This window comes from Rhodococcus sp. HNM0563, from assembly GCF_012726195.1.
Lineage (GTDB): Bacteria > Actinomycetota > Actinomycetes > Mycobacteriales > Mycobacteriaceae > Rhodococcus.
The window spans coordinates 470,900-494,638 of the sequence record NZ_JAASAF010000002.1 but is presented as its reverse complement, the minus strand read 5'-3'; the positions used below and the strand labels follow the sequence as shown (position 1 = coordinate 494,638).

Sequence of the window (23,739 nt, the reverse complement as noted above, 5' to 3'; positions counted from 1 at the left end):
AGAACGAACTGTGACACCCATTGCGGACCTTTCGCAGTCCGCGATGGGTGTCTTTCGTTCAGGGCCGCTACCGGTTGCCTCCCGAGCCGGGCCGCGATCAATCGAGAAGCGCGTCGACGATCTCGTCCTCCGACAGCAGCACATGTGTAGCCGCCGGACCCAGCGGCACGAAACTGTCGCGGCTCGTGACGCGGGTGATCTTTCCGGGATAGCGCGCGTCGATGAGCGCCGCGATCACCGATTCCGAGACCGATCCACTGCGACGCGTCTCGTCGACGACCAGGACTCGCGGGAACCGCATCGCGTGCTCGGTGAGCGCTGTCAGAGGCAGCGGCGCAAGCCACTGAAGATCGAGTACCGTCACGCAGATCCGCGGCGTGCGGCGTGCGGCGCGCAGGCTCATCCGCACACCGTTGCCGAATGTCACCACCAGGACGACCCGGCCATCACCGTAGGTCCGCACCGTGCCCGGCGCGATCGGTGCGGGGTCGGGGAACTGCTGCCACAGTCCGTCGTTCTCGTCGTACAGGTCGCGCTGATGGTAGAGCGCAATCGGTTCGACGAACACGCACACGCGATCTTCTGTGCGAGCCAAGGAGATACAGGCGCGCAGCAGCCCGCCCGCCGTCGCGGGATCGGACGGAACCGCGAGAACCAGGCCCGGAATGTCGCGCAGCGCCGCGACGGAATTGTCGTTGTGGAAGTGGCCGCCGAATCCGCGCTGATACGGCAGACCGGCGATACGCACCACCATCGGATTTCCGAAACAGCTGTCGGAGAAGAATTTCAGGGTTGCTGCCTCGCCGCGTAGCTGATCCTCTGCATTGTGTAGATAGGCGAGATACTGGATTTCGGGGATCGGGAGCATCCCGGCCACCGCGAACCCGAGTGCGGTGCCCAGGATCGTCTGTTCGTCGAGCAATGTGTCGAACACCCGGACCGCACCGAAATGCTCCTGCATACCGCGTGTCACCCCGTACACACCGCCCTTGGTACCCACATCCTCACCGAACACGCATGCCTGCGGGTGTTCCTCGAGGATGTGTCCGAGAGTGCGATTGACGGACTGTGCGAGCGTGAGCGGTTCCGGTGGCAGCGGGTGCGGGTCGTCGACCGTGTGCCCCCGCCCGTGGATGTGCAGCGGCCGCATCACCTGTGCTGCGGATTCGAGGCGCGGGGGATGGTGCAGTGTGTCGGCGACCTCGGCAACCTCGGCGCGCACCGATTCGTAGCGTTCTACGATCTCGTCGGAGGTGAAGAGATCCCGGGCGATGAGTTCGGCGGCGGTCGCGAGTAGCGGGTCGCGTGCGTAGTCGGCGACGATCTCGTCGCGACTGCGGTAGGCGCTTTCGACGTCCGATCCGGCATGGCCGAGGAACCGCACCGTTTTCAGGTGCAGGATCGCGGGGGAGCGTGTCGCGCGGACCTGCTCGACGAGTTCGCCGACGGTGACGAGTGTGGAGACCGCGTCGGCGCCGTCGACCGCGCGGTACTCGATGCCCGGATACCGCGAGAGCGCTCGCTCGATCCATCCGTCGGGGCTGCGCACGCTGATTCCGAGGCCGTTGTCCTCGCACACCAGCAGCAGCGGCACCGGCAGGCCGCGATACGTGCAGTACGCGGCGGCATTGACTGCCCCCGTCGCCGTCGAGTGGTTCGCCGACGCGTCGCCGAAACTGCACACCACCACCGAGTCCGTCGGCCAGGGGCAGCCGAGGCCGAGTTTCTGCACGCGTCCCAGTGCCAGCGCGAGGCCGAGGGAACGCGGCAGATGCGACGCGATCGTCGAGGTCTGCGGCAGGATGCTCAGCGAGGGATTGCCGAACACCTTGTGCCGTCCCGCGGAGATCGGATCGAGAGTGGATGCGGCGCACCCCGCGAGCACGTCGCGGATCGGTGTCGTCCCTGCTTTGCGCGACGCTCGCGCAGCGTAGAAGCCACCCGAACGGTAGTGCAGCAGAGCGGGGTCGGTGAGGCGGGTGAGCAGGCCGAGCGCAGCATTCGATTCATGCCCCGCGGAACCTATCGTGTAGAAACCTTCGCCGCGGCGCTGCATCTCGCGTGCCGCGAAGTCGAGGTGACGCGACTGCAGTTGCGCGTCGAAGAAGTCGAGCACCAGTGCGTCGTCGATCCTGCGGTCGGGTGCTCGCGTCCGGTGGGCCCGGATCGCCGTGAGGAAGTGGTCGTCGAGCGCCTCCGCCGTCATATCTCCGTTCTACCCCGGTGTCAGCGCACCCGGAGGTCGATCGGCTGACCGTCGTTCGGGAAGGGCAACGACGTGAAGTTCATCGGCGCGACGTAATCGGCGGGCACATGCCATCGGTAGCGCAACAACAGGTGATGCAGCACCGTTTTGATCTCGGCTCCGGAGAAATGCATGCCGAGGCAGCGGTGGGCGCCCCCGCCGAACGGCGACCACGCGTACTTGTGTACGCGATCCTCGCGGCGCTCCGGGGAGAACCGTCCCGGGTCGAAGTGTTCGGGATCGGGCCACAGGTCGGGCATGTGGTGGCTGTAGTGCAGGCCGACGTTCATCAGCGTGCCCTTCGGAATGAAATGTCCGAGGATCTCGGTGTCGGCGACCGCGCGGCGCACGATGCCGGGCACGGGGGTGACGAGACGCTGACATTCCTTGATGACGAGATCGAGCGTGGTGAGCTGGTCGAGTTGCTCGAATGTCGGGGTCCTCGTGCCGAGGGCTTCCGACTCGTCGCGGCACGCCTGCTGCCACTGCGGGAACTGACCGAGATATTGCAGTGCGGTCGACAAGGTGATCGTCGACGTGTCGTGCGCCGCCATCATCAGAAAGATCATGTGGTTGACGACGTCGTCGTCCGAGAACCGTTCTCCGTCTTCGGATTCGACGTGGCACAGCACCGAGAACAGATCGTCGCCCGCATCTGTGCGCCGCGCGGGCAGGTAGCGTCGGAAGAACTCTTCGAGTCGTGCGCGGCCCTGGACCCCTCGCCGCCACCGGCTGCCGGGCAGCGCATAACGCACGATGGCCGTCGATGCCTGGACACACCCGATGAATGCCTTGTTGACCTCGTCCATCTCGCGGGCCGACGAGCCTTCGGCGCCGCCCATGAAGATCGACGTGGCGAGGCCGAGAGTGAGTTCTTTGATGGCGGGATAGGCGCGGAAGTCCTCTCGGGGTGTCCAGGTGTCGAGTGTCTTCTCGATTGCCGGGTGCATCGCCTCGGTGTACCGGGCGATGCGGTCGCGAGTGAAGGCCTGCGACATGATCCGTCGGTGCGCGGTGTGTTCGTCGCCGTCGAGCAGCATCAGACCCCGGTCGAAGAATGGTCCGATGAGCACGCGCCATCCGGCACCGTTGACGAGCGCGCGGTCGCGGTTCTGGAGAGCGGCGCCGCACGCGTCGGGCCCGAGGAGCACGACCCACGGGTTGCCTGCGAAGTGGAACCACGACACGGGCCCGTGCTCGCGGTAGCGCTTGTCGTACGCCTTCAGCGGGTTGCGCATGTAGTCGAGGGCGTACCCGATGTACGGCAGTCCTTTGTCGCCGGGGACGGGCGTGAGGCCGGGAGGTGCGGGGGCAAGCGTCTTGGTCACGGTCGACTCCACGGTTGGCATCTGACATAGCATGTTGTCAGATAACTGTAACTCGAATCACATCTACCTGAGGGCATTTGCTCGCCATCGGAGATGCAGCACGAGCGACAGGCGCGCCCCGTCGCATCCGTGATGCAGGGCACATGACATGCTGACCGGCATGGTCGACGTCGCACGTCCGAAGCTGGAAGGCACCGTCGCGGTTGGGGGAGGACGCAGGCTCGGCTTCGCAGAATTCGGGTCCCCGCAGGGCCGTGCCGTGTTCTGGCTACACGGCACCCCGGGTGCACGCAGGCAGATTCCGATCGAGGCCAGGGCATACGCCGAACGGGAGAACGTACGGCTGATCGGGTTGGATCGTCCCGGAATCGGCTCGTCGACACCCCACACCTACGACCGCGTGCTCTCGTTCGCCGACGACCTCCGGATCGTCGCCGACACCCTCGGTGTCGACCGCATGGGCATCGTCGGTCTCTCCGGCGGTGGCCCCTACACACTCGCGTCGGCCTACGCGATGCCCGAACGTGTCGTCGGGGTCGCGGTGCTCGGCGGGGTCGCGCCGGTCGTCGGTCCCGACGCGATGTCGGGTGGTCTGATGCAACTCGGCTCCCTCCTCGCGCCCCTGCTTGCGAGGGGCGGGGTGCCCATCGGCGCGGCGACGAGCGCCGCGATCCGCGTTGTCAGACCGTTCGCGTCGCCGATCATCGACCTGTACGGGCGGCTGTCGCCGGAAGCCGATCGACGGTTACTGGCACGCCCCGAGTTCAAGGCGATGTTCCTCGACGACCTGCTCAACGGCAGTCGGAAGCAGATGGCGGCACCCTTCGCCGACATCGTCGCGTTCACCCGTGACTGGGGCTTCCGGGTGCCCGACGTGAAGGCTCCGGTGCGGTGGTGGCACGGCGACACAGACCACATAATCCCCTTCGAGCACGGTCTGCACATGGTGGATCTGCTGCCCGATGCCGAGTTCCATCATCTGCCCGGCGAGAGTCATCTCGGTGGGCTCGGTGCGTCGGAGGAGATCCTCACGACCGTGCTGAAACTGTGGGACGCCGCCGAGCACTGATCCGCTGCGTCGCCCGCCCTACCGCGACCGATCGAGCAGAGCGAGCACCGCCTTCAGTTCGGTGGCATCGACCTGCCCGGGCGCTGACGGCGTCCCCACCATCCCGAACGTCGCGGCCGACCCGAACACTTGACCCGCCAGCCGTGAGATCACGCCGAGCCCACCCATCGACATGGTGATGATCGGGCGGTTCGCGTGCTTTTCGTGCATGAGCCGGGTGGCGTCGAGCAGCGTCAGGACATCCGCGGTGGACGTCGGCATCACCGCCATCTTGCAGATGTCGGCGCCCAGATCCTGCATTGCGCACAGTCGCGCGACGATGTCGTCGCGCTCGGGGGTGCCGTCGAAGTCGTGGTTCGACGCGACCACCGCGACACCGCGCGCGTGGGCGGCCTCGATGACCCGTCGCACGGCGGCAGGGTCGCGGCGATACTCGACGTCGACGAGATCGACCGCCCCCGACGCCGCGAGCGCGACATTCAGTGCCGAGTAATCGTCGTCGCTGATCGCGGCCTCACCACCCTCGTGCGCGGTGCGGAACGTCGCCAGCAGCGGCATGCCGTCGAGTTGTTCGGCGAGGGCACGTGCCTGCGCGACGACGGCATCCGGATCTTCGAAAGCGGTGAAGAAGTCGACACGCCACTCGACGAGGTCGGTGCGGCCGGTGAGGGCGTCGACCTGGCCGCGGAGCGCATCGGGGGCGGATCCGGTGATCGGCACGAACACCTTGGGGGTGCCTTCGCCGATCGTCACACCTTTGACACGGACCGGTGTGATCGCTTCACCCATCATCGACTCCTGCGCTGGTTGCCTGTGACGGAAGCCTAGTTCGGCCGCAGGCAACCGGGACGTCAGGGTCTGCGCTCCTGCACATCCGTGTCGTGGGCGGTCCGCGCAACCTCGGTGTGCACGGTTTCCGCCGCAGCACCGGGGGCATGGACCTTGTTCGGGTCGGCCACGGCCTCCCCGCGCGCGATCATGCCCGCCTCGTCGGACAGCGGGATCTCCTTGATGAGCCACGCGAGCAGGAACGCGATGACCAGGAACGGCACCAGGTACCAGAACACGGGTGCCAGCGAGTCGGCGTAGGCGCTGACGATGCCGTCCCTGATCGGCTCGGGAAGCTGTTTCATGATCGCGGGGTCGAGCGTTGCGGTGGCCTGACCTGCCTGCTCGGGGTCGGCGCCGGCCTCGGTGAACACTGTGGTCAGGTTCTCCGCGAGCTTGTTGGTGAAGATCGTGCCGAAGATCGCGACACCCAGCGCGCCGCCCACCTCGCGGAAGTAGTTGTTGGTGCTGGTGGCGGTGCCGATCTCGTCGACGGGCACGGCGTTCTGCACGACGAGCACCACGACCTGCATGACCAGGCCCAGGCCGACGCCGAAGACGAAGAGCATTGCGCACACGACCCACAGCGGGGTGTTGCCCTGCAGGGTCGTCAGCCACAGCATCCCGCCCACCATGACCGCGGTGCCGACGATCGGATAGATCTTGTATCGCTGAGTCTTCGTGATCGCGAGACCCGACGCGATGGTCGTCAGCATCATGCCTCCCATCATCGGAAGCAACAGCAGGCCTGACACCGCCGCAGAGGTACCGGACGACATCTGCAGGAACGTCGGCATGAATGCGAGCGCCGCGAACATGCCGAGGCCGATGACGAATCCGATCGCCGTGGCGTTGACGAAGATCGAGTTGCGGAACAGCGACAGCGGGATGATCGGGTCTTCTGCGCGCGACTCGATGAGCACGAACAGGCACACGGCGATGACGAGGCCGGCCCCGAACATCCACGTCATCGGATCGGTCCAGCCTCGATCTGCGCTGCCGCCGAAGTCGGTGAAGAAGATCAAGCAGGTCGTCGCGACGGAGAGCGCCACGATACCGGGAATGTCGATCTTCTTGGTGGGCTTCTTGACAGGCAGAGTGAGCATGAACCACGAGATGAGGAACGCGATGATGCCGATCGGGATGTTGATGTAGAAGCACCACTCCCATGACAGATGGTCGACGAAGAACCCGCCGAGCAGTGGTCCGCCGACAGCGGCGAGACCGAAGATCGCGCCGAGGGGGCCCATGTACTTGCCGCGTTCGCTCGCCGGAACGATGTCGGCGATGATCGCCTGCGACAGGATCATCAGACCGCCGCCACCGAGCCCCTGCATGGCGCGGAACACCACGAAGGTCCAGAAGTCGTCGGTGAACGCGCAACCCACCGAGGCGAGTGTGAAGACCGCGATCGCAATGAGGAACAGGTGGCGGCGACCGAAGACGTCGCCGAGCTTGCCGTATACGGGCATGACGATCGTGGTGGCGAGCAGATACGCGGTGGTGATCCACGCCTGGTGCTCGACTCCGCCGAGTTGACCGACGATCGTCGGCATCGCGGTGGAGACGATGGTCTGGTCGAGGCTCGCCAGGAGCATGCCGGCGATCAGCGCGCTGAAGATGATCCAGATGCGTCTCTGGGTCAGAACCAATGGTTCGTCGGTGGTGGTGGTCACGGGGTTCCTGTCGAATCGGCGAGGTCGAGCGGTTGTCCGAAGAGCTGTGCGGCAATGGAGATGTTGTGTAACAGCAGTTCTTCGAAAGATCGGGTGTTGTCGTCGCTGAAGAATTCGTCGACGGTATTGAAGGTGAGTGAGAGGGTGACGCCCACGATCGCGCGGGGGAGCGGATCGTCTGGCAGGAGGCCTTCTCTCCGGGCCACGAGAAGTGCGAACTCGCGCTGCTGCGTTTCGCTGACGGCCAGGAGCTTGGCCAGCAGTTGCGGCTCGGTGCGGACGATGTCCCGGAACAGCTGGTGTCTTTGCCGGGTGAAGTCGTTGTGGCGGGCGCGGGTGAGTACGAGCCGGGTGATGTCACTGAGCAGGGTCGGGGACAATCCGGTGTGATCGCCTGCCCCGCGTGCGACGAAGCGGTCCTGCTCCTCCTCGGGGAATCCCACTTCGTGTTCGCCGAAGACGGCGTCTTCTTTGGTGGGGAAATAGTTGAAGAAGGTGCGCCGTGAGATACCGACGTGATCGCAGAGTTCCTCGACCGTGAACCCCGAAAGACCTCGGTCGGCCGTGAGTGCGCGTGCGTGTGAGACGAGGGCGTCGTAGGTCCGTTGCATACGCGGGCTCCGCGGACCGCTCGTCAATGTTGCACCTTCGCTCACAGGGTGCAATTTTGCACTCACTTGCTATGGAGTGCAAAAAGCGGACATCAGGTGAACCACGACCGGGTCGGAGGCTTGACCCACATGATCCGTTCGTCGAGATGGTCGCGTGCCGCCGACGGATGATCCGCATGCGTCCGAGCCCACGCGGCTTTCTCGTCGAGCAACGCCGCCACCAGTGTCCACGTCTCCATCGAGCGCGGCGGATGCGCCTCGGCGGCACGGGCCAACCTGCGGCGGTTGTCGTCGGTCATCGCGAGCAGGTCGGCGCCGGTGATACCCCGATGCCACGCGAACCGCGCGAGCCCCAGCGCCTTGTCCCGACGATTCTTCTCCGCCCGATCGGTGTGGGCGAAGTCGGCGTCGTTCATGTCTGCACCTCCTGTGTCCTTCACCATGATCCGTCGTCGGCGCCTCGATCCGCCCACCGACCGTTGACACAGCCCGCTGGACCGCTCACGCTCGTGGTGTGGGGTTTCCCGAGGGAACACCGAAAGAGGTTGTCTCGCAGGCAACCGAACCGCCGCGTGTGCCCGAATTCGATCCCACCGTCGGAGTGTCGGTGAGCGGCGCATTCCATGGCACGCCGCCGCACAAGTTCGTGGCGATCGGCGACTCGCTTCTACAAGGATTCCAGAGCGGTGCCGTCTACCGGACCGAGGTGTCGGTGCCCGCGATCGTGGCATACGAACTCGGAGTCCTCGACACCTTCCGATACCCGCGATACGGCGGACCGGGCGGGCTGCCGCTGAACATCGAACTCATGTTGCGCCGCCTCGAAGAACGTTACGGCCCGCAGTTGAAGCCGTGGGAGATTCCGCCAGCACTGTTCACACTGCGTAGTTTCATGGACGAGGTCGAGGACTACTGGGAACGCGGTCCGGGTGCGATCGCGCCGGTCATCGGCACCTACAACGACAATCTGTCGTGCTACGGGTGGGATCTGCGCGACGCCCTCGAGAAAACCGCAGCCTACTGTGCAGCCCGCATCGCGACACCCAGCGACAGCTTCCTCGACGAGATCGTGGAGAACAACGGTGACCGCGCCGCGATGCGGGTCTACCCGCACTGGGCGTCCGAGCAAGAATCGATGACGTTGTTCGATGCTGCCACAGCCCTCGGTGACGACCACGGCGACGACACCGACAGCGGTATCGAAACACTCGTCGTCTTCCTCGGTTCCAACAACGCTCTGGGTACCGTCACCGAACTGCGTGTCGCGTGGAGCGACGCCGATTACAAGGACCTCGACCGCAAGAACTCCTACACGATCTGGCGTCCCGAGCATTTCGACGCCGAGTTCGCGGCGGTCGTCGAGCAGGTGCGCCGCATCTCCGCGCGACACGTCATCCTCTGCACGATTCCGCACGTGACGATCGCGCCGATCGCACGGGGCCTCGGCGGCAAGAGCGGCTCACGTTACTTCACCTACTACACGCGCCCGTGGATCGACGAGAAACACTTCGACGCGGCACGCGACGAACACATCACCGGCGAACAAGCATGGGCGGTCGACACCGCGATCGACCACTACAACAACACCATTCAGCGGGCTGTTGCCGATGCGCGACGAGGTGGGCGCGATTGGTACCTGCTGGATGTCGCGGGTGTCCTCGAACGTCTCGCCGCCCGCCGCTATCACGACGACCTGCAGGCTCGGCCCGCCTGGTGGACGCCGTACCCGCTTCCCCCGGTCCTCGCGGCGCTCGACCCTGTGCCCGACACCCGTTTCCTCACCGCCGACGGGAAAGGCGGGCGAGCGACCGGTGGGTTGTTCTCACTCGACGGCGTCCACCCCACCACCGTCGGGTACGGAATCCTCGCGCAGGAGATCGTCTCCATCATGGTTCGCGCCGGAGTCGAGTTCCGCCATCCGAACGGGGCGGTGCGCACCGACGCGGCGGTCGATTTCGAACGCCTCATTCGTCAGGACTCGCTGGTGCAGAGTCCGCCGCAGAACATCGACAGCGCGCTGTCGATCCTCGGGTGGGCAGACGAGATTCTCGACGTGTTCCGCCACCTTCTCCGCGGTGGTGTGTCCGTGCCCTGAAAACTTTCTCGAAGTTTATTCGCTGTCGTGTCGATCGGTGTCTGCGTTGTTCGACGTGTAGGTATAGGGACCGAAACGCGGGCCCGGGGATTCACGGAACGAGGGAGATTCTCATGAAGTACATGCTGATCATGCGCGACACCGACGCCGCCATCGAGGCGTCGAAGAACATGGATTTCACCGAGATCATCAACGCGATGGGCCGGTACAACGAGTCGCTCATCAAGGCAGGCGTCCTGCTCGGTGGTGAAGGGCTCACCGAGGCGGAGGAGGGCTTCGTCGTCGATTTCGACTCCGAGACACCGCTCGTCACCGACGGTCCCTACGGTGAGACGAAAGAACTGTTCAACGGATTCTGGCTCATCCAGACCTCCACCAAGGAGGAAGCTGCCGAGTGGGCGAAGCGGTGTCCCCTCGGTCCGGGCAGCAAGCTCGAGGTACGTCGAGTGCACGAGACCGCGGAGTTCGACCAGGACAACGAGTACGTCCAGAAGGAGCACGTCTGGCGCGAGGAACTCGGCACCGATCGCCCGGTCGTCGGCTGAGTGACGACCGGCCGAATGATGGCGGATGAGGCGACGCTTCGCGCACGACGTGCGGTGGACGCGGTGTGGCGGATCGAATCGGCGAAGATCATCGCGACTCTCACCCGCAAGGTCGGGGATCTCGATCTCGCCGAGGATCTCGCGGGGCAGGCCCTGCTCGAAGCAATCGAGCAGTGGCCCGCCGCGGGAGTGCCACGTAACCCGGCCGCGTGGTTGACCTCCGTCGCCACTCGTCGCGCCATCGACACGTGGAGACGACAGGAACGTCTCGACGAACGCCACGCGCACATGGCGCGGGAACTCGAGAACGATGCGTCGCACTTCGACGATCCGTCGTGGGATCCCGATCGGATCGACGACGACGTCCTGCGCCTGATGTTCATGACGTGCCACCCGGTACTGGGACGGAAAGCGCAAGTGGCATTGACGCTTCGTCTCGTCGGCGGTTTGACGACCGAACAGATCGGTAGCGCGTTCCTGACACCGACGTCGACGGTGCAGCAGCGGATCGTCCGCGCGAAGAAGACACTCACGGCCGCGAAGGCCGCGTTCGAGGTGCCGGGACGTGACGAATTCGCGACTCGACTCTCGGCGGTGCTCGGCGTGCTGTATCTGGTGTTCAACGAGGGATACGCGGCCAGCTCGGGCGACGAATGGCTCCGTCCGGACATCAGCGCGGAGGCGTTGCGGATCGGCAGGATCCTTGCCGAGCTCGTCCCGAGCGAGCCGGAAGCCCACGGACTGGTCGCGCTGATGGAGCTCACCGCATCGCGGTTCCCCGCACGAACCACGGCGTCGGGGGAACCGATTCTGCTGGCAGATCAGGACCGCACCAAGTGGGACCGCGGGCAGATCACCCGCGGTCTCGCGGCATTGGACCGCGCCGATGCGATCGGTCGTGGTCGCGGACCCTACGGCCTGCAGGCGGCGATCGCGGAATGCCACGCGCGCGCGGCAGAATTCTCGGAGACCGACTGGAAACGGATCGTGCTGCTGTACGAGGCGCTGCAGCGTCTGGCGCCGTCGCCGGTGGTGGATCTCAACCATGCGGCGGCGGTCTCGATGGCGTACGGGCCGGGGCCCGCGCTCGAGTACGTCGACAAGATAGTTGCGTCGGGGAAACTTGCTGGATATCACCTGCTTCCGAGCGTGCGGGGGGATCTTCTCGCACAGCTGGGGAGGACTACGGAGGCCAGGGCAGAACTGCTCGCTGCGGCCGAGGCAACGGGGAACGAGCGCGAACGCGCCGTGCTCCTGGCGAAGGTGGATGATCTGGACCTGAGGTCGCTCGGGTCCGGGTCGCCAGGTGGAGGTAGCTACTAGGCCGTGTTTCAAATGTGGATCTGCCGAGGGATTCACTGCCCCGTCTGGCGTGTCATGACAACTGAATGAGCGAGGTCTCCGGTAGAGGGTTAATCGACCAAGACAAACCTGAATACCGGAGACCTCGTGCCCAGCGTAGCGGTACCGGGGCGGGCGGATCTGACCGACGCGCAGTGGGCGCGGTTGGAGCCGTTGCTGCCTCGCGGAAAGAAGGCGGGCCGGCCGCCGAAGTGGACGAAACGCCAGCTCATCGACGGGATCCGGTGGCGCATCCGCACAGGATGCCCGTGGCGGGACATTCCGGACCGATACGGACCGTGGCAGACGGTGTACGGACTGTTCCGGCGCTGGCAACGCGCAGGGGTGTGGGCGCAGATGCTCACCCGAGTGCAGGCGCTCGCCGACGCGGCCGGCGCGATCGTGTGGGATGTCAGCGTCGATTCGACCATCGCCCGGGCACACCAGCACGCAGCCGGTGCCCGCACAGACGGTGATCAGCAGGCCGAGCCACCGGGCGGTGTCGACACCGAGCCCGATGATCATGCGTTGGGACGTTCACGCGGCGGTTGGACAACCAAGATGCATCTGGCATGCGAGCAGGGCCGCAAGGTCCTTTCACTCATCGTCACTGCAGGTCAGTGCGGTGACAGTCCGCAGTTCGAGGCCGTGCTCGACGCGATTCGGGTGCCGCGGCGCGGTCGTGGTCGACCGCGCCGCCGTCCTGATGCGGTCCTGGCGGATAAGGCGTACAGCAGTGCCGCCAACCGCGCCTACCTGCGCACGCGAGGAATCAGGGCGACGATCCCGACCAAGACCGACCAGGTTGCGAATCGGAAGAAGAAGGGCTCGTCCGGTGGTCGCCCACCCGTCTTCGACGCCGAGCACTACAAGCAGCGCCACGCCGTCGAGTGCGGCATCAACCTGCTCAAGCAGAACCGTGCTGTGGCAACGCGATACGACAGACTCGCGGTCCGCTACACCGCCACCGTGCGTATCGCCGCTATCAATCTGTGGCTGCGATCAGCCACCTTTTGAAACACGGCCTAGTGTGCCGCGCCGCTAATTCGTTGCAATAGTCGCCCGATGGATTCGAGCAGATCTCGTCTGCTGTCTCGGCCCAGGCGACGCGAAAGGACCTGCCGGGGTGCGTGTCCGAGGCGTGCTCCATCATCAGCTCATGCCCCCGCATCTCGATCGCATGATCTATGTCGACGACTCCGGTCATCCACAGTCCGGACTGGCGGTCTACGGGTGGATTGAGTTCCGTTCGGACCAGTGGCGCTCGGTGCTGCGCGCATGGCTCGACACCCGTAAGGCGTTGTGGCGCGAATTCGGGGTGCCGGTGACCCGAGAGCTGCACACCACCGAGTACGTCAACGGGCGCGGCCGGATCTCGAAGAACATCCCGCAGCGGCACATCCATGACGGCCGCGAGTACTGGAAGGACTTCGGCCGCGAAGTCGCGCATGATTGTCTGGAGACGCTGCGCTGTACCGAAGGCTTGATCGTCGGGTCGGTCTATCGGCGGGGTAAGCCCAACGAGCTGGCGCGCACCAAGATGGAGTTGTACGCCGATCTCGTTGCCCGGTTCGAGACCGAACTGGCCGACAGCGATTCGCTGGGGTTGATCTTCATGGACGGGGATGGCAGCGACAGCTCGTATCGCAGCACCCACCGCGGTTTGGCCTTGGCGCAGCGGCGGGTGATCGAAGACGCCATTCACCTCGACTCGTCCGGTTCTCAGTTGGTGCAGATGGCCGATCTGGTGGCGTGGTCGGCCACCGCCATGATCGATCAACATCCGAAGAACGAATTCGCTGCCCAGTGGTATCGCGACTATTTGGCCGAGCGGGATCCTCGTCGGGCACCGTGGGAACTGTAGGGAAACCCCTACAAACAGCTAGACCCCCTGATCCACGGGTGTGGGGGGGTCTGCGCCGACAGCTTAGCACGCTCTCGGACTCGGTGAGATGGTCGAGAGGGCACGGTTGTTCTCCCGGCCCGCGAGAAAACAGGCGCGAGGCGCTCCCGCCGATAACGGTTCACCTACGGGGACGCTCAGTGTCGACGAGAAGAGTCAGATGCAGGCGTTGGACCGCTCGCAGCCGGCGTTTCCGATGATGCCGGGCATGCCGGAAAAGCGCACCCACGACTACGTCCGGCACGGCACCACCAGTTTGTTCGCCGCGATGAACGTCGAGGACGGCACCGCGAGCGCCTCTCCCATCGCCGTCACCGGGCGGGGGAGTTCACGAAGTTCCTGGCCAAGATCGACCAGAACGTCCCTGGGAATTACGGCTAGGTCAGGGTGACGATGTGTTCGTGCCCCGCGACTGCAGTCTGCAGCTTCTTGCGAGAGAGTGTGCGCGGCCCACATCCGCAGCCTGCGGGAAGTTCGTCGTCCTCGAACTGGGTGGCTTCGACGGTGTCGACGAACTTGTCGTCGAGTGAGTCGTTGCCACGGTTGTTGGCTTCGCGGTCGCGGGAGCCGTGGCCGCCCGGTCCGACTCCGCACACCACCACTGGGCCTTCGTCCGTCTTGTAGACGGCGGCGACGGTGTGGCTCTTGGGGCATCGAACCTTCAGGACAGCGTGATCGCTGCGTTGTCGCCCGAGTTCCTTGATGGCCTGGAGTGCCTTTCGGCGTCGTTCGGTGGGAGGCGTTTCAGCGATGTTCATCGCTCCATTTCACCGTAGATGGAGACATTTAACCACCGTTCCGCAGAACCGATCTTGATCGATATCCGGACGTAACCGACGATCCTCTGAAAGTGCTGCAGCGGTGACACTTTCGATCAGTATTACTTCCGGATCCCGTCGAGGAGCAGGGTCAGCCCGGCGCCGAGCAGCCAGGAGTCCTTCGCGAGTGCCGTACCGTCCTGAGTGGGCTTCGGAGAGCCGTCTTCGTGCATGCCCGGCGTCCGCCAGTACATCGTCATCATCCCGCCGCCGAATGCAGTCAGTGCGGCGCCGGCAACGAACGGCGGCACGACCGGAGCGAGGAGCGCGGCACCGATTCCGATTTCGGATGTACTCAGAAACGTACCGAACGTCTTGGAATCCATCTGCTTCAAGAACGGAAATGCATTTCCTGCCATGTTCTGCAGGGCGGTCGCGTTCTCGGCAGGGAGGTTCCGTTTACCCAGACCCGAGTTGAGGATGAATGCTCCCGTCGCAACGCGGAGCGGAATGTGGTGCAGTCGCACGTTGTACCTCTTTCGACCCTTGGCTGGTTCAGTGACGGTCAATCGATGATGGCGTGCTGGGTACGGACCAGATGCCACTTGTCCGGGCCCGGCAAGTGGAAGAGGATGCGTCCGACACTACGCTGACTTCCGCTCTCGTTCTCGCACGTTGCACTCACGGTGTGGGTCCCCTCGGTGACCCCCGTGAACTCGACCGTGCCGTACGTGACCGCATTCATGTCGACGGATTGTTTCGTTCCGACGATGTCGGCTATGCATGTGTAGGGCGCGTCCCGGTCGGGGGCATCGTGATAGTTGAACCGCACCAGTACCGAGTCGTTTCTGGTGAAGACCGACCAGCTCACGGTCGTATCGTCGTCATCCGCGGTTGCGATCGGCGCCATGCTCGCCAACAGTGCACAGGGTGCAATGAGCGTGATCAGTCCGCGCAGAATCCGTCGTGCATCCATGGTGTTCCTCCGGTCCGGCTTGCTCCGACCCGTTTCCATCATGGGTGGTGCGACCGGAGGCCGGTGTTGCGAACTCGTGGGTTCGCAAGGGACCTGTGACCGGAGGGCCTGCGCGGTGTCTCTGCTGTGATCCCGCGGGTTACGGAAGTGCAACGACGGTCACGGAATTCCAACTACGGGGATTCCCAGCAGAACCCGTCGGGGTCGGTGAAGGGCGCGGCTGCACTGCGGATGGCGACACGGTGCGATCCGGTCCCCTCGAGGGAGACGCCTGCGTTCTTCGCCAGCGCCTTGCGTCCCAGCAACGTCAACGTCGCTGGTGTACCGGGCATATCGAATTCCACGTACTTGCCACCGAAACTCTTCGCGACAGTGAGGCCTCGGTCGACATAGAACTGTTTGCTCGCCTTGACGTCTTCGACTCCGAGTTGCAGTACAAGTTCGTCGACTTTTCGTTCGGCCGAGCCCGTGTCCTTCTTCGAAGACGCCGCCAGCGTGCAGATCGTCCCATCCGGGGCTTGCACGACTCCGCCGTAGCCCCAGAGGCTCTTCTTGACGGGTTTCACTTCCGTCGCTCCGGTGTCGAGTGCGTCGGCGACCAGGTAGTCGACGGCACTCGGCTGTGCCTGGCGCGCGACAGGCCGTCAGGGAATCGTGAGAGGGCCGAGGGTGAGGTTGTCGCACGCGGCAAGAGTCAGGTACATGACGAAGAGCCCGCCGACGAGCTTCGTGGCCGTGATCAGCCAGCCACGAGGGTTGTCGTCGATGGTCGGCGGCGCTTGCGTCTGGACCACTGCTGCCGGCGGCCCCGAACTGGTGGCGAGGTGCGTATGAGCGGTCCACTGTTCGCCGTCCCACCAGCGGATGAGGCGTGCGGTCTCGGGGTCGGAATACCAGCCGGGCGGCGGGGTGGTCATGAGCTCTGGATCCTTTCGTCCGATAACTATCCGGTCTCGATCCGGCGGCGTTACACCGAAAAATTGAGGTGTGCGTCACTCCCTGAACGGGCCGTCAGGACCCTTGACAACGTGCAACCAATCGGTTGTATATTGGGGTCGTGAACGGAGATGACGAGGACCGGGCCGACGCCCTGTTCCATGCTCTTGCCGACCGGACGCGACGCGACATCATGCGCCGGGTGCTGGCGGGGGAGAGCTCGGTTTCCGCACTCGCGGCGAACTACGAGATGAGTTTCGCCGCGGTTCAGAAGCACGTTGCCGTGCTGGAGAAGGCAGGGCTGCTGACCAAGCGACGCAGTGGTCGCGAGCAGTTGGCGAGCGGCGACGTGGAGGCGGTGCGATCGGTGGCGTCCATGCTCACCGAGCTCGAACAAGTGTGGCGTGGCCGCATCGCGCGCATCGACGAACTCATCGCATCCGACTCGACCAAGGAGGGCTGAATCATGCCTGTTATCGACGTCAAGCAAGATCTCGACAACCTGACCCTGACCATCATCGCCGACTTCGCCGCACCCGTGGAGCGCGTATGGCAGGTCTACGCCGACCCGCGTCAGCTGGAGAAGATCTGGGGCCCGCCCGGATACCCCGCGACCGTGGTCGACCACGATCTGAGGCCCGGTGGCCGGACGACCTACTACATGACCGGCCCGGAGGGCGAGAAATACGCTGGGTACTGGCAGGTCACGGCAGTCGACCGGCCGCGGAGTTTCTCGTTCGCCGACGGATTCGCCGACGAGGATTTCAATCCGACTCCGGATCTGCCGGTGTCGCAGAACCACTACACCTTCGTCGAACACGAAGGCGGCACCCGAGCGACGTACGTGGGCACCTACGAATCGGCAGGTGCACTGCAGAAGGTGCTGGACATGGGTGTGGTCGAGGGGTCCACGTCGGCGATCGGCCAGATCGACGAGCTTCTCGCTTCCTCGTAGCGGCGCGCGAGTGGAGGCGGTCGGGCCATCAGCCGGGTGGCACGGCCGCCTTCACCGACTCGATCAGCTCGTAGGCGATGCGGGTCGCGTCATCGGACGATCCGCTCTCGATCGCGCGGACCAGATCCCGATGGGCGTCGCCGATACCGGGCCCCTCGGGGAATGTGGAGGCATGCATGAGGGGGCGTTCAGCATGTCGGCCACCGCGGCATGGAGGCGAGCGACTAGCGGATTTCCGCTGGCGTGAACGACCGCACAGTGAAAGTCGGTGTCGGCCTTGGTGTATGCATTGAGATCGCCGGCCTCGTGCGCACGTGTGCGTGCATCGAGTGCCGCTGACATTGCCGCGCGCGCTTCGGGCGTGGAGTGTTGTGCGGCCAGCCGTGCACTGATGGCCTCGAGTCCCGCTCGCGCGCCTCGATGCAGTGCTGCGTTCGGTTCGGGTCGGACCGACACCAGAGCACGGCTGTCGGTGGCGCATGGCACGGTTGGTCCATGCTCGAGATGACTGCCATAGCGGCACGGCGCACCGCCGTTGCCGCCCAGGGCTTTGCAGACCCGCAGCCGTCTGGGTCGACCACCCGACGGCACGTGCTCCGGACCGTCGACCGGACAGCCCTCCTGCAGATCGACTCCGCCTCCGTGGCTGTTCGCGCGCACTACATGCCGGTGTTCAGCCGGATCGGTGCCTACGACCGCGAGGTCCTCGACGCCGCAGCATGGCGCCACAGTGCGCGAGCGCCGCGAGCTCTCGTCGAGTACTGGGCGCACGAAGCAGCGCTGATCCCGGTCGACGATTGGCCGCTGATGCGGTGGCGGATGCAGCGTTACTCCGGGGGCCGATGGGCAGGCGAACGTCGTGTTCTCGAACGCAACCCCACCCTGGGCAGAGACATCCTCGACGTGATCACCGCGGTCGGTGCCGCCTCGGCGGGCGAGATCGAGAAGCACCTCCGGATCGAACCATCGGGCGGCCGCGGACCCTGGTGGGGACGCAGCGACGTGAAGGTGGTCTGCGAGCAACTGTTCGCAGTGGGCGAGTTGTCGGTGGACCGGCGGGTCGCGTTCAGCCGCTACTACGACCTCGCCGAGCGGGTGCTGCCGGCCGACGTGCTCGCCGCACGAATCGACGAGGAGGATGCCGTCCGGGAGCTGCTTCGCAGATCTGCGCGGGCGCTCGGCATTGCGACAGCCGCCGACCTGCGCGACTACTACCGGCTCTCCGCCGATCAGACGAAACCCGCTGTGGCAGACCTCGTCGACGAGGGAACTCTCGTCCCCACCACGGTCCGTGGATGGAAGGACCCCGCCTACCTGTACGCGGGTACGTCCATCCCGCGCCGCGCACGCGGCACCGCGCTTCTGTGCCCGTTCGACCCATTGGTGTTCTACCGGCCCCGCACGGAGCGGATCTTCGGCTTCCGGTACCGCCTCGAGATCTATACTCCGGCACACAAACGCGTGCACGGCTATTACGTCTTCCCGTTTCTCATGGGCGGTGAACTCGTTGCGCGCGTGGATCTCAAGGCCGACAGAGCAAAGGATGCGCTCTGTGTTCCAGGTGCCTTCGCCGAGGAAGGTGTGGAGTCCGGCGCCGTGGCAGAGGCGCTCGCGGTCGAGTTGCGCGCGATGGCGAACTGGCTCGGGCTCTCCGACGTCGTGGTCGGGGAGCGCGGCGACCTGGCCCCGAAACTCACAGCTCAGTTGTGAGGCCGATACCGTCCTGCTGTGTCGGCGGCCGACTCATGGTTCATCACCCGCACTGGCAGGACTGATCCGCCTTCATCCGGCCAGCTCATCCGGACCGATCGGATCGGTCTCCCATTCGACGGCACCGACTGCCGGACCGGAATCGAGCCGTTGCCGTACCCACGCCCCGACTACCAGCAGAGAGCCGAACGCCGCGCCTGCGACGATCTTCGCGACGGTACTCCACTTCCTCGTTGCCATCCGAAGATGATGGCACGTGCCTGCGAAGCAATCTCGGCCGGGAGAAAGCGGTCCGATCGCTAGGACAGTCGGAGTTCGGGGACCATGGCTTCATGACCTCTGCATGCCCGTCCGGTAATCCGGTATCACCACCTCGACGCCGGTATCTGCCGTGGATTCTTGCGGTGGCTACCACGACGGTGGTGCTGGATCAGCTCACCAAGTGGTGGGCCGAGTCGACCTTGAACGACGGCCGGACGATATCGGTTGTCGGGGAGCTCCTCCAGTTCGGACTCGTCTACAACCCGGGGGCCGCCTTCGGTATCGGCGGGCAGTTCACGTGGATTCTGACCGCGATCGCGGCCGTAGCCGTCGTCGCGCTCTGCATTCTTGCCACCCGGGTGCTCAATCCGCTCTGGGCGCTCGGTGTCGGAGCACTTTTAGGAGGCGCAATCAGTCATCTCGGCGACCGCGTGTTTCGCACACCAGGGTTCGCGAGAGGACACGTCGTAGATTTCATCGATTACAACGGATACTTCGTCGGCAATGTGGCCGACATAGCCCTCGTCGGAGGCGCGGGACTACTGATCGTGCTGACGTTTTCGGGGGTCGACGTCCGACCCCGAGCCGATACCGGCGCCCCTGGGGAGGGCGAACCCCCGGCCTGACGGCACGGCCCCGGCCGAGGCGGCAGCGATGCACAGTGCCGAGGAGTGGCAACCCGGCTGCGTTCTGGTGAACTGGACTTATATCGAAATTAGGTGCGGTGCGATACAGGAAGGAGAAGCGCAATTTTGACGCAGATACGCCGAGGGTGGACGAGCACGCCTGGACTGCTCCGGCAGAGTGGGTCCCTGTGCGACGGCCGGCGCCGCCCCAATCTACGAGTCGGCACACAATCGCAGGAGCGGATGGAGAACAATGTCGCCCGATAAGCGATCGCGTCGCAGTCGTACGCCCAGGTCTCGCGATATTCTCCCTGCGCAGAGTCGACCGTCGTCCGATGATCCTCACCGCATCGTCTACTTCCGTCGATCCGATGGATCCGGCTCGAGTCCGGGCCGCGAGTTTCTTCGAGGACTGCCGCCCAAAGTCCGCGCGACGATGAACGCGTGTGTGATCGCCGTTGCGAAGGCGCCGCCGAAACGGTTTGCCGGCGGCGGTTATTGGGAAGCTATGCATGGCGAGATGACCGGATGGTTCGAGGTGCGCGTCGATGGCCCGGTCGCGTCCATCACCGGTTGTTCTGCCGTCTGGACTATGAGGCCGAGGACAGCGATCAGCCCTTGCTCGTGATTATCACAGGGATGAGCAAGCCGTTTCGAACGACGTTCAGTGACAAGGACTATGCGGTTGTACGGGCGCTGGGTGAGGAATACTTTGCCAAGAATCCACGCTCGATCATTTGACGCCGATTCGACCGAACTCGTTGATGGCAGCATGAAGTGCGGGAAGGTCCTGGACTTCGCCCGCGACCAGGGTGCTCGCCAGTGCTGAGCCGTGTCGGTCATCGAGAGGTTCGAGGGTCAGTCGGAAACCCAGTGCAGCGGCTAATTCGGACACTGTTCCCAGCGTCGGGTTCGAGCCCGTGGTGCTCAACAGGCGACGCACGGTCGCAGGCTCTGTGGACACTGCCCTGGCTAGAGCTGCCTTGCTCAGATGGGCAGCTTCGCGCGCCTCGTCGAGCTCGTTGATGATCGAATCAACGGTCGTGATGCGCACGGATTCCAGTAGGAATGCGCGTAGGAACTCGGGATCTTCGAGATCCTCTGCCAGGTCGTCCCAGAAGACGCTGTCGGCTCCCATGGGTGCCTCCCATCCAATACAGAAAACGTATCATTTATGTTACACAGGATGGGCTTCGTGCGCCAAACTACGACACGGCATATCGGTCGACATGATGTGCCTGGGAGATGTGCTGCCGCGCATTTGTGCACTCCGTCATGCTGGCGGCGTTAACAGCAGCACACCGATAGGGCGGACCAGCACCACTAGATGGCGCGCCCGGGTGATTGCCACCCGCAACAGGCGCCTGTCGGCCTCCTTGGTTTTGGAGGCAGGGTCTGGATCGAGAAGGGGGAGGCCATGTCGTGGCTCCACGATCACGACTGCGTCGTATTCATTGCCTTTGGATTGGTCCATGGTCATCAGCGGTCTTGCCCCGAGGCCGTCGAAGGCTTCATTGCCAACAGACAAGGATCCCTGAGGATCTTCGACGCTGGTGCGGTCCCCGGAACCACCGCGAGGTCACACCCGCCCCCGGTCGGGTCCGGGATTCACTGCCAATTCCGAGTCCTTCACGACAACCTCTCGGGCCCGCGGATTCTGTGCCTCACGCGGCAGCCGCGGAAACCCTTGTGGCCGGCGTTGCCGCCGTTGGCGATCCCGCATCGGGGCACCTGATCGATTCCGCGAGCCGTGGATGCGCGGCTGGTCCGTCGGATCCACCGGCTCATCCGACTTGCCTACGCCCGAGAGACCCCCGCCTGCCCCAGCTGGGCAGGATCGAGGTCGAGGCGACGCAGCAACTGTGCATTGAGCGCGACGACGATGGTGGACACGGACATGAGCACCGCCGCGACAGCCGGGGAGATCGCGACACCGGCGAATGCCAGCACCCCGGCAGCCAGCGGCACAGCGACAATGTTGTAACCGGCGGCCCAGATCAGGTTCTGCCACATCTTCCGGTAGCTGGCATGCGACAACTCGATGATCGACAGCACCGCCCGCGGGTCGTTCGCCGCGAGCACCACACCGGCGGATTCGATAGCCACATCGGTGCCCGCGCCGATCGCGACCCCCACATCTGCACGGGCGAGCGCGGGAGCGTCGTTGACACCGTCACCGACCATCGCGACTTTGTGGCCGCGGTCCTGGAGCGCGGCGACTTCGGCGTCCTTGCGTTCGGGCAGCACCTGCGCGAAGACTTCGTCGATACCCAGATCGGCGGCTACAGCGTCCGCCACCTGCTGAGCGTCACCGGTGATCATCGCGACCTTCACACCTCGGGCGTGCAGAGCGTCGATGGCCTGACGGGACTCCTCGCGGACGGCGTCCTCGAGCGCAACCGCGCCGAGCACCCGACCGCCATGGGCAACATGCAGCACGGATGCGCCGCGCTGCACCCACCCGTCGGTAACAGCGGTGACGTCCTCGGGTGCAGACAATCCCAGCTCGCTCAGCATGGTGGGGCCACCGACCGTGGCGTCGGAGCCGTCGATGGTTGCGCGAACCCCGCGCCCGGGCAGTGATCGGAAGTCGGCGGCGATGAGCTGCTGATCGCCGGGCACACGTGCCTCGGCCGCAGTCACGAGGGCGTGCGCGACCGGGTGCTCGCTGTCGCTCTCGACGGCCGCCGCGACGGCCAGCAGATGCGTTTCGCTGACCTCGGCGGTGGCGGCGACACCGGTGACCTGGTGGCGACCTCGGGTCAGGGTGCCGGTCTTGTCGAAGAGCACCACATCGACGGTGCGCATGCGTTCGAGGGAGAGTCGGTCCTTCACCAGCACACCGGCTTTGGCGGCGCGTTCGGTGGAAATCGCGATCACCAGCGGGATCGCCAACCCGAGCGCGTGGGGGCAGGCGATGACCAGCACGGTGACGGTGCGCACCACAGCCTCGTCGACATTTCCGAGTGCCGACCACACCGCGAAGGTGAGGATGCCCGCAGTCGCCGCGAAGTAGAACAAGAACGCTGCGGCCTTGTCGGCCAACGCCTGCGCACGCGAGGAGGAGGCCTGAGCGTCGGCGACCATGCGCTGGATTCCGGCCAGAGCGGTGTCCTGCCCGACCGCGGTGACCCGCACTCGCAGCGTGCTGTCGGTAGCGACGGTGCCCGCCACCACGGTGTCGCCGCTCTCGCGGGTGACGGTCTTCGATTCTCCGGTGATCATCGCTTCGTCGACCTCGGCGCGGCCGTCGACGACGGTACCGTCGGCGGGCATCCGCGCCCCGGCGCGGACGAGTACCAGGTCCCCTCGGGACAATTCGGTCAACGGCACTTCACGGTTGCCTTCGTCGGTGATCTTCTCGGCGGTGTCCGGCAGCATCGCGGCGAGTGCGTCGAGGGCGCCGGAAGCCGAGCCGAGCGCCCGCATCTCGAGCCAGTGGCCGAGCAGCATGATCACGATCAGCAGCGCCAGCTCCCACCAGAAGTCCAGGTCGAAGCCGCCGAGCTCGAGGGTGGTGATCCACGAGGCGACGAACGCAACAGTGATCGCCATCCCTATGAGCAGCATCATCCCGGGCTGCCGGGATCTGAGCTCGGACCAGGCGCCGGTGAGGAAGGGACTGCCCCCGTAGACGAAGATCACCGTGCCCAGCACGGGCGGGATCCACATGGAGCCAGGGAAATCCGGGATGTGGTAGCCGAGCAGATCTGCGACCATGTGGCTGAACGCGACGACCGGGATGGACAGGATCAGACTGATCCAGAATCGGCGGCGGAACATCTCCCCGTGCGCGCCGTGTCCGGCGTGCTTGTCGTGGCCGTTGTGCTCACCCGGCCCGATGCGCGGATCACGCTCGTCGTAGCGCCGACTCTG

The 23,739-nt window shown here is 65.1% G+C and carries 25 protein-coding genes and 2 pseudogenes; 11 read left to right on the top strand and 16 right to left on the bottom strand.

Translation table 11 applies throughout. From position 1 onward, the window contains the following. Window positions 1-97 precede the first annotated feature (97 nt). Together HCA61_RS06050 and HCA61_RS06045 are read right to left on the bottom strand one after the other, a co-directional pair. Window positions 98-2,206 (bottom strand): thiamine pyrophosphate-dependent enzyme, encoded by a 2,109-nt coding sequence (locus HCA61_RS06050; RefSeq protein ID WP_169687253.1) that lies wholly within the window; start codon window positions 2,204-2,206, stop codon window positions 98-100. A gap of 20 nt (window positions 2,207-2,226) precedes the next feature. Next, window positions 2,227-3,573: a cytochrome P450 gene (locus HCA61_RS06045; protein WP_169687464.1), complete on the bottom strand. Its 1,347-nt coding sequence runs from the start codon at window positions 3,571-3,573 to the stop codon at window positions 2,227-2,229. 160 nt (window positions 3,574-3,733) lie between these two features. On the opposite strand from HCA61_RS06045, the gene HCA61_RS06040 reads away from it, so the two are divergent. After that, a complete protein-coding gene (locus tag HCA61_RS06040) occupies window positions 3,734-4,642 on the top strand; it encodes an alpha/beta hydrolase (RefSeq protein WP_240958968.1) in 909 nt (302 codons plus the stop codon). An 18-nt stretch (window positions 4,643-4,660) separates the two neighbouring features. Here HCA61_RS06040 and aroD read toward each other — a convergent pair whose 3' ends face one another. The 4 genes from aroD to HCA61_RS06020 all read right to left on the bottom strand — a co-directional run bounded on the left by aroD (window position 4,661) and on the right by HCA61_RS06020 (window position 8,173). Next, complete coding sequence (gene aroD / locus HCA61_RS06035; RefSeq protein WP_169687251.1) at window positions 4,661-5,431, bottom strand: type I 3-dehydroquinate dehydratase; 771 nt, start codon at window positions 5,429-5,431, stop codon at window positions 4,661-4,663. Between the two features lie 62 nt (window positions 5,432-5,493). After that, a complete protein-coding gene (locus HCA61_RS06030) occupies window positions 5,494-7,146 on the bottom strand; it encodes an MDR family MFS transporter (protein ID WP_169687250.1) in 1,653 nt (550 codons plus the stop codon). Continuing rightward, entirely contained in the window at window positions 7,143-7,757 is a 615-nt protein-coding gene (locus tag HCA61_RS06025; RefSeq protein ID WP_169687249.1) for a TetR family transcriptional regulator, read from the bottom strand. Before HCA61_RS06025 ends, HCA61_RS06030 begins: the two co-directional genes overlap by 4 nt. A 92-nt stretch (window positions 7,758-7,849) precedes the next feature. Further along, window positions 7,850-8,173 carry a hypothetical protein gene (locus HCA61_RS06020; protein ID WP_169687248.1) on the bottom strand — a complete coding sequence of 108 codons (324 nt, stop codon included), beginning with the start codon at window positions 8,171-8,173 and terminating at the stop codon, window positions 7,850-7,852. 98 nt (window positions 8,174-8,271) lie between these two features. On the opposite strand from HCA61_RS06020, the gene HCA61_RS06015 reads away from it, so the two are divergent. The 6 genes and pseudogenes from HCA61_RS06015 to HCA61_RS26190 form a co-directional block, all read left to right on the top strand. After that, window positions 8,272-9,852 (top strand): hypothetical protein, encoded by a 1,581-nt coding sequence (locus HCA61_RS06015; RefSeq protein ID WP_169687247.1) that lies wholly within the window; start codon window positions 8,272-8,274, stop codon window positions 9,850-9,852. Window positions 9,853-9,965: 113 nt separating this feature from the next. Beyond that, window positions 9,966-10,397, top strand: a complete 432-nt coding sequence (locus HCA61_RS06010; protein WP_169687246.1) for a YciI family protein — start codon at window positions 9,966-9,968, stop codon at window positions 10,395-10,397. 15 nt (window positions 10,398-10,412) lie between these two features. After that, window positions 10,413-11,720, top strand: a complete 1,308-nt coding sequence (locus HCA61_RS06005) for an RNA polymerase sigma factor (protein WP_169687245.1) — start codon at window positions 10,413-10,415, stop codon at window positions 11,718-11,720. 126 nt (window positions 11,721-11,846) lie between these two features. Continuing rightward, the gene (locus HCA61_RS06000) at window positions 11,847-12,755 is read left to right on the top strand and encodes an IS5 family transposase (protein ID WP_169687244.1); all 909 of its coding nucleotides are present in this window, start codon (window positions 11,847-11,849) and stop codon (window positions 12,753-12,755) included. 142 nt (window positions 12,756-12,897) lie between these two features. Continuing rightward, window positions 12,898-13,602 (top strand): DUF3800 domain-containing protein, encoded by a 705-nt coding sequence (locus tag HCA61_RS05995; protein WP_169687243.1) that lies wholly within the window; start codon window positions 12,898-12,900, stop codon window positions 13,600-13,602. A gap of 175 nt (window positions 13,603-13,777) precedes the next feature. Then, window positions 13,778-14,007: pseudogene (locus HCA61_RS26190) on the top strand (IS630 family transposase); the annotation flags it as partial. An 11-nt stretch (window positions 14,008-14,018) separates the two neighbouring features. Here HCA61_RS26190 and HCA61_RS05990 read toward each other — a convergent pair. The 5 genes and pseudogenes from HCA61_RS05990 to HCA61_RS05970 all read right to left on the bottom strand — a co-directional run bounded on the left by HCA61_RS05990 (window position 14,019) and on the right by HCA61_RS05970 (window position 16,292). Further along, complete coding sequence (locus tag HCA61_RS05990) at window positions 14,019-14,399, bottom strand: hypothetical protein (protein ID WP_169687242.1); 381 nt, start codon at window positions 14,397-14,399, stop codon at window positions 14,019-14,021. Between the two features lie 122 nt (window positions 14,400-14,521). After that, window positions 14,522-14,926 (bottom strand): hypothetical protein, encoded by a 405-nt coding sequence (locus tag HCA61_RS05985; RefSeq protein ID WP_169687241.1) that lies wholly within the window; start codon window positions 14,924-14,926, stop codon window positions 14,522-14,524. A 38-nt stretch (window positions 14,927-14,964) separates the two neighbouring features. Further along, the gene (locus HCA61_RS05980; protein ID WP_169687240.1) at window positions 14,965-15,375 is read right to left on the bottom strand and encodes a hypothetical protein; all 411 of its coding nucleotides are present in this window, start codon (window positions 15,373-15,375) and stop codon (window positions 14,965-14,967) included. 173 nt (window positions 15,376-15,548) lie between these two features. After that, window positions 15,549-16,001 (bottom strand): annotated as a pseudogene (locus HCA61_RS05975) (glyoxalase); the annotation flags it as partial. A gap of 18 nt (window positions 16,002-16,019) precedes the next feature. After that, a complete protein-coding gene (locus HCA61_RS05970; protein WP_169687238.1) occupies window positions 16,020-16,292 on the bottom strand; it encodes a DUF2510 domain-containing protein in 273 nt (90 codons plus the stop codon). Between the two features lie 140 nt (window positions 16,293-16,432). Here HCA61_RS05970 and HCA61_RS05965 point away from each other — a divergent pair, with 140 nt between their 5' ends. Both HCA61_RS05965 and HCA61_RS05960 read left to right on the top strand, forming a co-directional pair. Next, the gene (locus HCA61_RS05965) at window positions 16,433-16,774 is read left to right on the top strand and encodes a metalloregulator ArsR/SmtB family transcription factor (RefSeq protein WP_169687237.1); all 342 of its coding nucleotides are present in this window, start codon (window positions 16,433-16,435) and stop codon (window positions 16,772-16,774) included. A gap of 3 nt (window positions 16,775-16,777) precedes the next feature. After that, window positions 16,778-17,266, top strand: coding sequence for an SRPBCC domain-containing protein (locus HCA61_RS05960; protein ID WP_169687236.1), 489 nt, complete (start codon window positions 16,778-16,780; stop codon window positions 17,264-17,266). Window positions 17,267-17,294: 28 nt separating this feature from the next. On the opposite strand, the gene HCA61_RS26185 is transcribed toward HCA61_RS05960, so the two are convergent. Further along, window positions 17,295-17,444 (bottom strand): hypothetical protein, encoded by a 150-nt coding sequence (locus HCA61_RS26185; protein ID WP_240958967.1) that lies wholly within the window; start codon window positions 17,442-17,444, stop codon window positions 17,295-17,297. Between the two features lie 317 nt (window positions 17,445-17,761). Between HCA61_RS26185 and HCA61_RS05950 the strand changes: the two genes are divergently transcribed. Next, a complete protein-coding gene (locus tag HCA61_RS05950; RefSeq protein ID WP_169687234.1) occupies window positions 17,762-18,976 on the top strand; it encodes a crosslink repair DNA glycosylase YcaQ family protein in 1,215 nt (404 codons plus the stop codon). 72 nt (window positions 18,977-19,048) lie between these two features. On the opposite strand, the gene HCA61_RS05945 is transcribed toward HCA61_RS05950, so the two are convergent. Further along, the gene (locus tag HCA61_RS05945) at window positions 19,049-19,216 is read right to left on the bottom strand and encodes a hypothetical protein (RefSeq protein ID WP_169687233.1); all 168 of its coding nucleotides are present in this window, start codon (window positions 19,214-19,216) and stop codon (window positions 19,049-19,051) included. 92 nt (window positions 19,217-19,308) lie between these two features. On the opposite strand from HCA61_RS05945, the gene HCA61_RS05940 reads away from it, so the two are divergent. After that, on the top strand, window positions 19,309-19,863 hold the full coding sequence (locus tag HCA61_RS05940) for a signal peptidase II (protein WP_169687232.1): 555 nt from the start codon (window positions 19,309-19,311) through the stop codon (window positions 19,861-19,863). Between the two features lie 733 nt (window positions 19,864-20,596). Here HCA61_RS05940 and HCA61_RS05935 read toward each other — a convergent pair. The 3 genes from HCA61_RS05935 to HCA61_RS05925 all read right to left on the bottom strand — a co-directional run bounded on the left by HCA61_RS05935 (window position 20,597) and on the right by HCA61_RS05925 (window position 23,646). Next, window positions 20,597-21,001: a helix-turn-helix domain-containing protein gene (locus HCA61_RS05935; protein WP_169687231.1), complete on the bottom strand. Its 405-nt coding sequence runs from the start codon at window positions 20,999-21,001 to the stop codon at window positions 20,597-20,599. 135 nt (window positions 21,002-21,136) lie between these two features. Continuing rightward, entirely contained in the window at window positions 21,137-21,391 is a 255-nt protein-coding gene (locus HCA61_RS05930; protein ID WP_169687230.1) for an ATP-binding domain-containing protein, read from the bottom strand. Window positions 21,392-21,660: 269 nt separating this feature from the next. Beyond that, window positions 21,661-23,646, bottom strand: a complete 1,986-nt coding sequence (locus tag HCA61_RS05925; RefSeq protein ID WP_240959014.1) for a copper-translocating P-type ATPase — start codon at window positions 23,644-23,646, stop codon at window positions 21,661-21,663. Window positions 23,647-23,739 lie beyond the last annotated feature (93 nt).

Excerpts from the sequence above, each read along its gene's own strand:
- HCA61_RS06050 (WP_169687253.1), bottom strand. The coding sequence starts at position 2,206 with ATGACGGCGGAGGCGCTCGACGACCACTTCCTCACGGCGATCCGGGCC.
- HCA61_RS06040 (WP_240958968.1), top strand. The coding sequence starts at position 3,734 with ATGGTCGACGTCGCACGTCCGAAGCTGGAAGGCACCGTCGCGGTTGGG.
- aroD (WP_169687251.1), bottom strand. The coding sequence starts at position 5,431 with ATGGGTGAAGCGATCACACCGGTCCGTGTCAAAGGTGTGACGATCGGC.
- HCA61_RS06025 (WP_169687249.1), bottom strand. The coding sequence starts at position 7,757 with ATGCAACGGACCTACGACGCCCTCGTCTCACACGCACGCGCACTCACG.
- HCA61_RS06020 (WP_169687248.1), bottom strand. The coding sequence starts at position 8,173 with ATGAACGACGCCGACTTCGCCCACACCGATCGGGCGGAGAAGAATCGT.
- HCA61_RS06010 (WP_169687246.1), top strand. The coding sequence starts at position 9,966 with ATGAAGTACATGCTGATCATGCGCGACACCGACGCCGCCATCGAGGCG.
- HCA61_RS06005 (WP_169687245.1), top strand. The coding sequence starts at position 10,413 with ATGATGGCGGATGAGGCGACGCTTCGCGCACGACGTGCGGTGGACGCG.
- HCA61_RS05995 (WP_169687243.1), top strand. The coding sequence starts at position 12,898 with ATGCCCCCGCATCTCGATCGCATGATCTATGTCGACGACTCCGGTCAT.
- HCA61_RS05990 (WP_169687242.1), bottom strand. The coding sequence starts at position 14,399 with ATGAACATCGCTGAAACGCCTCCCACCGAACGACGCCGAAAGGCACTC.
- HCA61_RS05980 (WP_169687240.1), bottom strand. The coding sequence starts at position 15,375 with ATGGATGCACGACGGATTCTGCGCGGACTGATCACGCTCATTGCACCC.
- HCA61_RS05970 (WP_169687238.1), bottom strand. The coding sequence starts at position 16,292 with ATGACCACCCCGCCGCCCGGCTGGTATTCCGACCCCGAGACCGCACGC.
- HCA61_RS05960 (WP_169687236.1), top strand. The coding sequence starts at position 16,778 with ATGCCTGTTATCGACGTCAAGCAAGATCTCGACAACCTGACCCTGACC.
- HCA61_RS26185 (WP_240958967.1), bottom strand. The coding sequence starts at position 17,444 with ATGCATGCCTCCACATTCCCCGAGGGGCCCGGTATCGGCGACGCCCAT.
- HCA61_RS05950 (WP_169687234.1), top strand. The coding sequence starts at position 17,762 with ATGCTCGAGATGACTGCCATAGCGGCACGGCGCACCGCCGTTGCCGCC.
- HCA61_RS05945 (WP_169687233.1), bottom strand. The coding sequence starts at position 19,216 with ATGGCAACGAGGAAGTGGAGTACCGTCGCGAAGATCGTCGCAGGCGCG.
- HCA61_RS05940 (WP_169687232.1), top strand. The coding sequence starts at position 19,309 with ATGACCTCTGCATGCCCGTCCGGTAATCCGGTATCACCACCTCGACGC.
- HCA61_RS05935 (WP_169687231.1), bottom strand. The coding sequence starts at position 21,001 with ATGGGAGCCGACAGCGTCTTCTGGGACGACCTGGCAGAGGATCTCGAA.
- HCA61_RS05925 (WP_240959014.1), bottom strand. The coding sequence starts at position 23,646 with ATGTTCCGCCGCCGATTCTGGATCAGTCTGATCCTGTCCATCCCGGTC.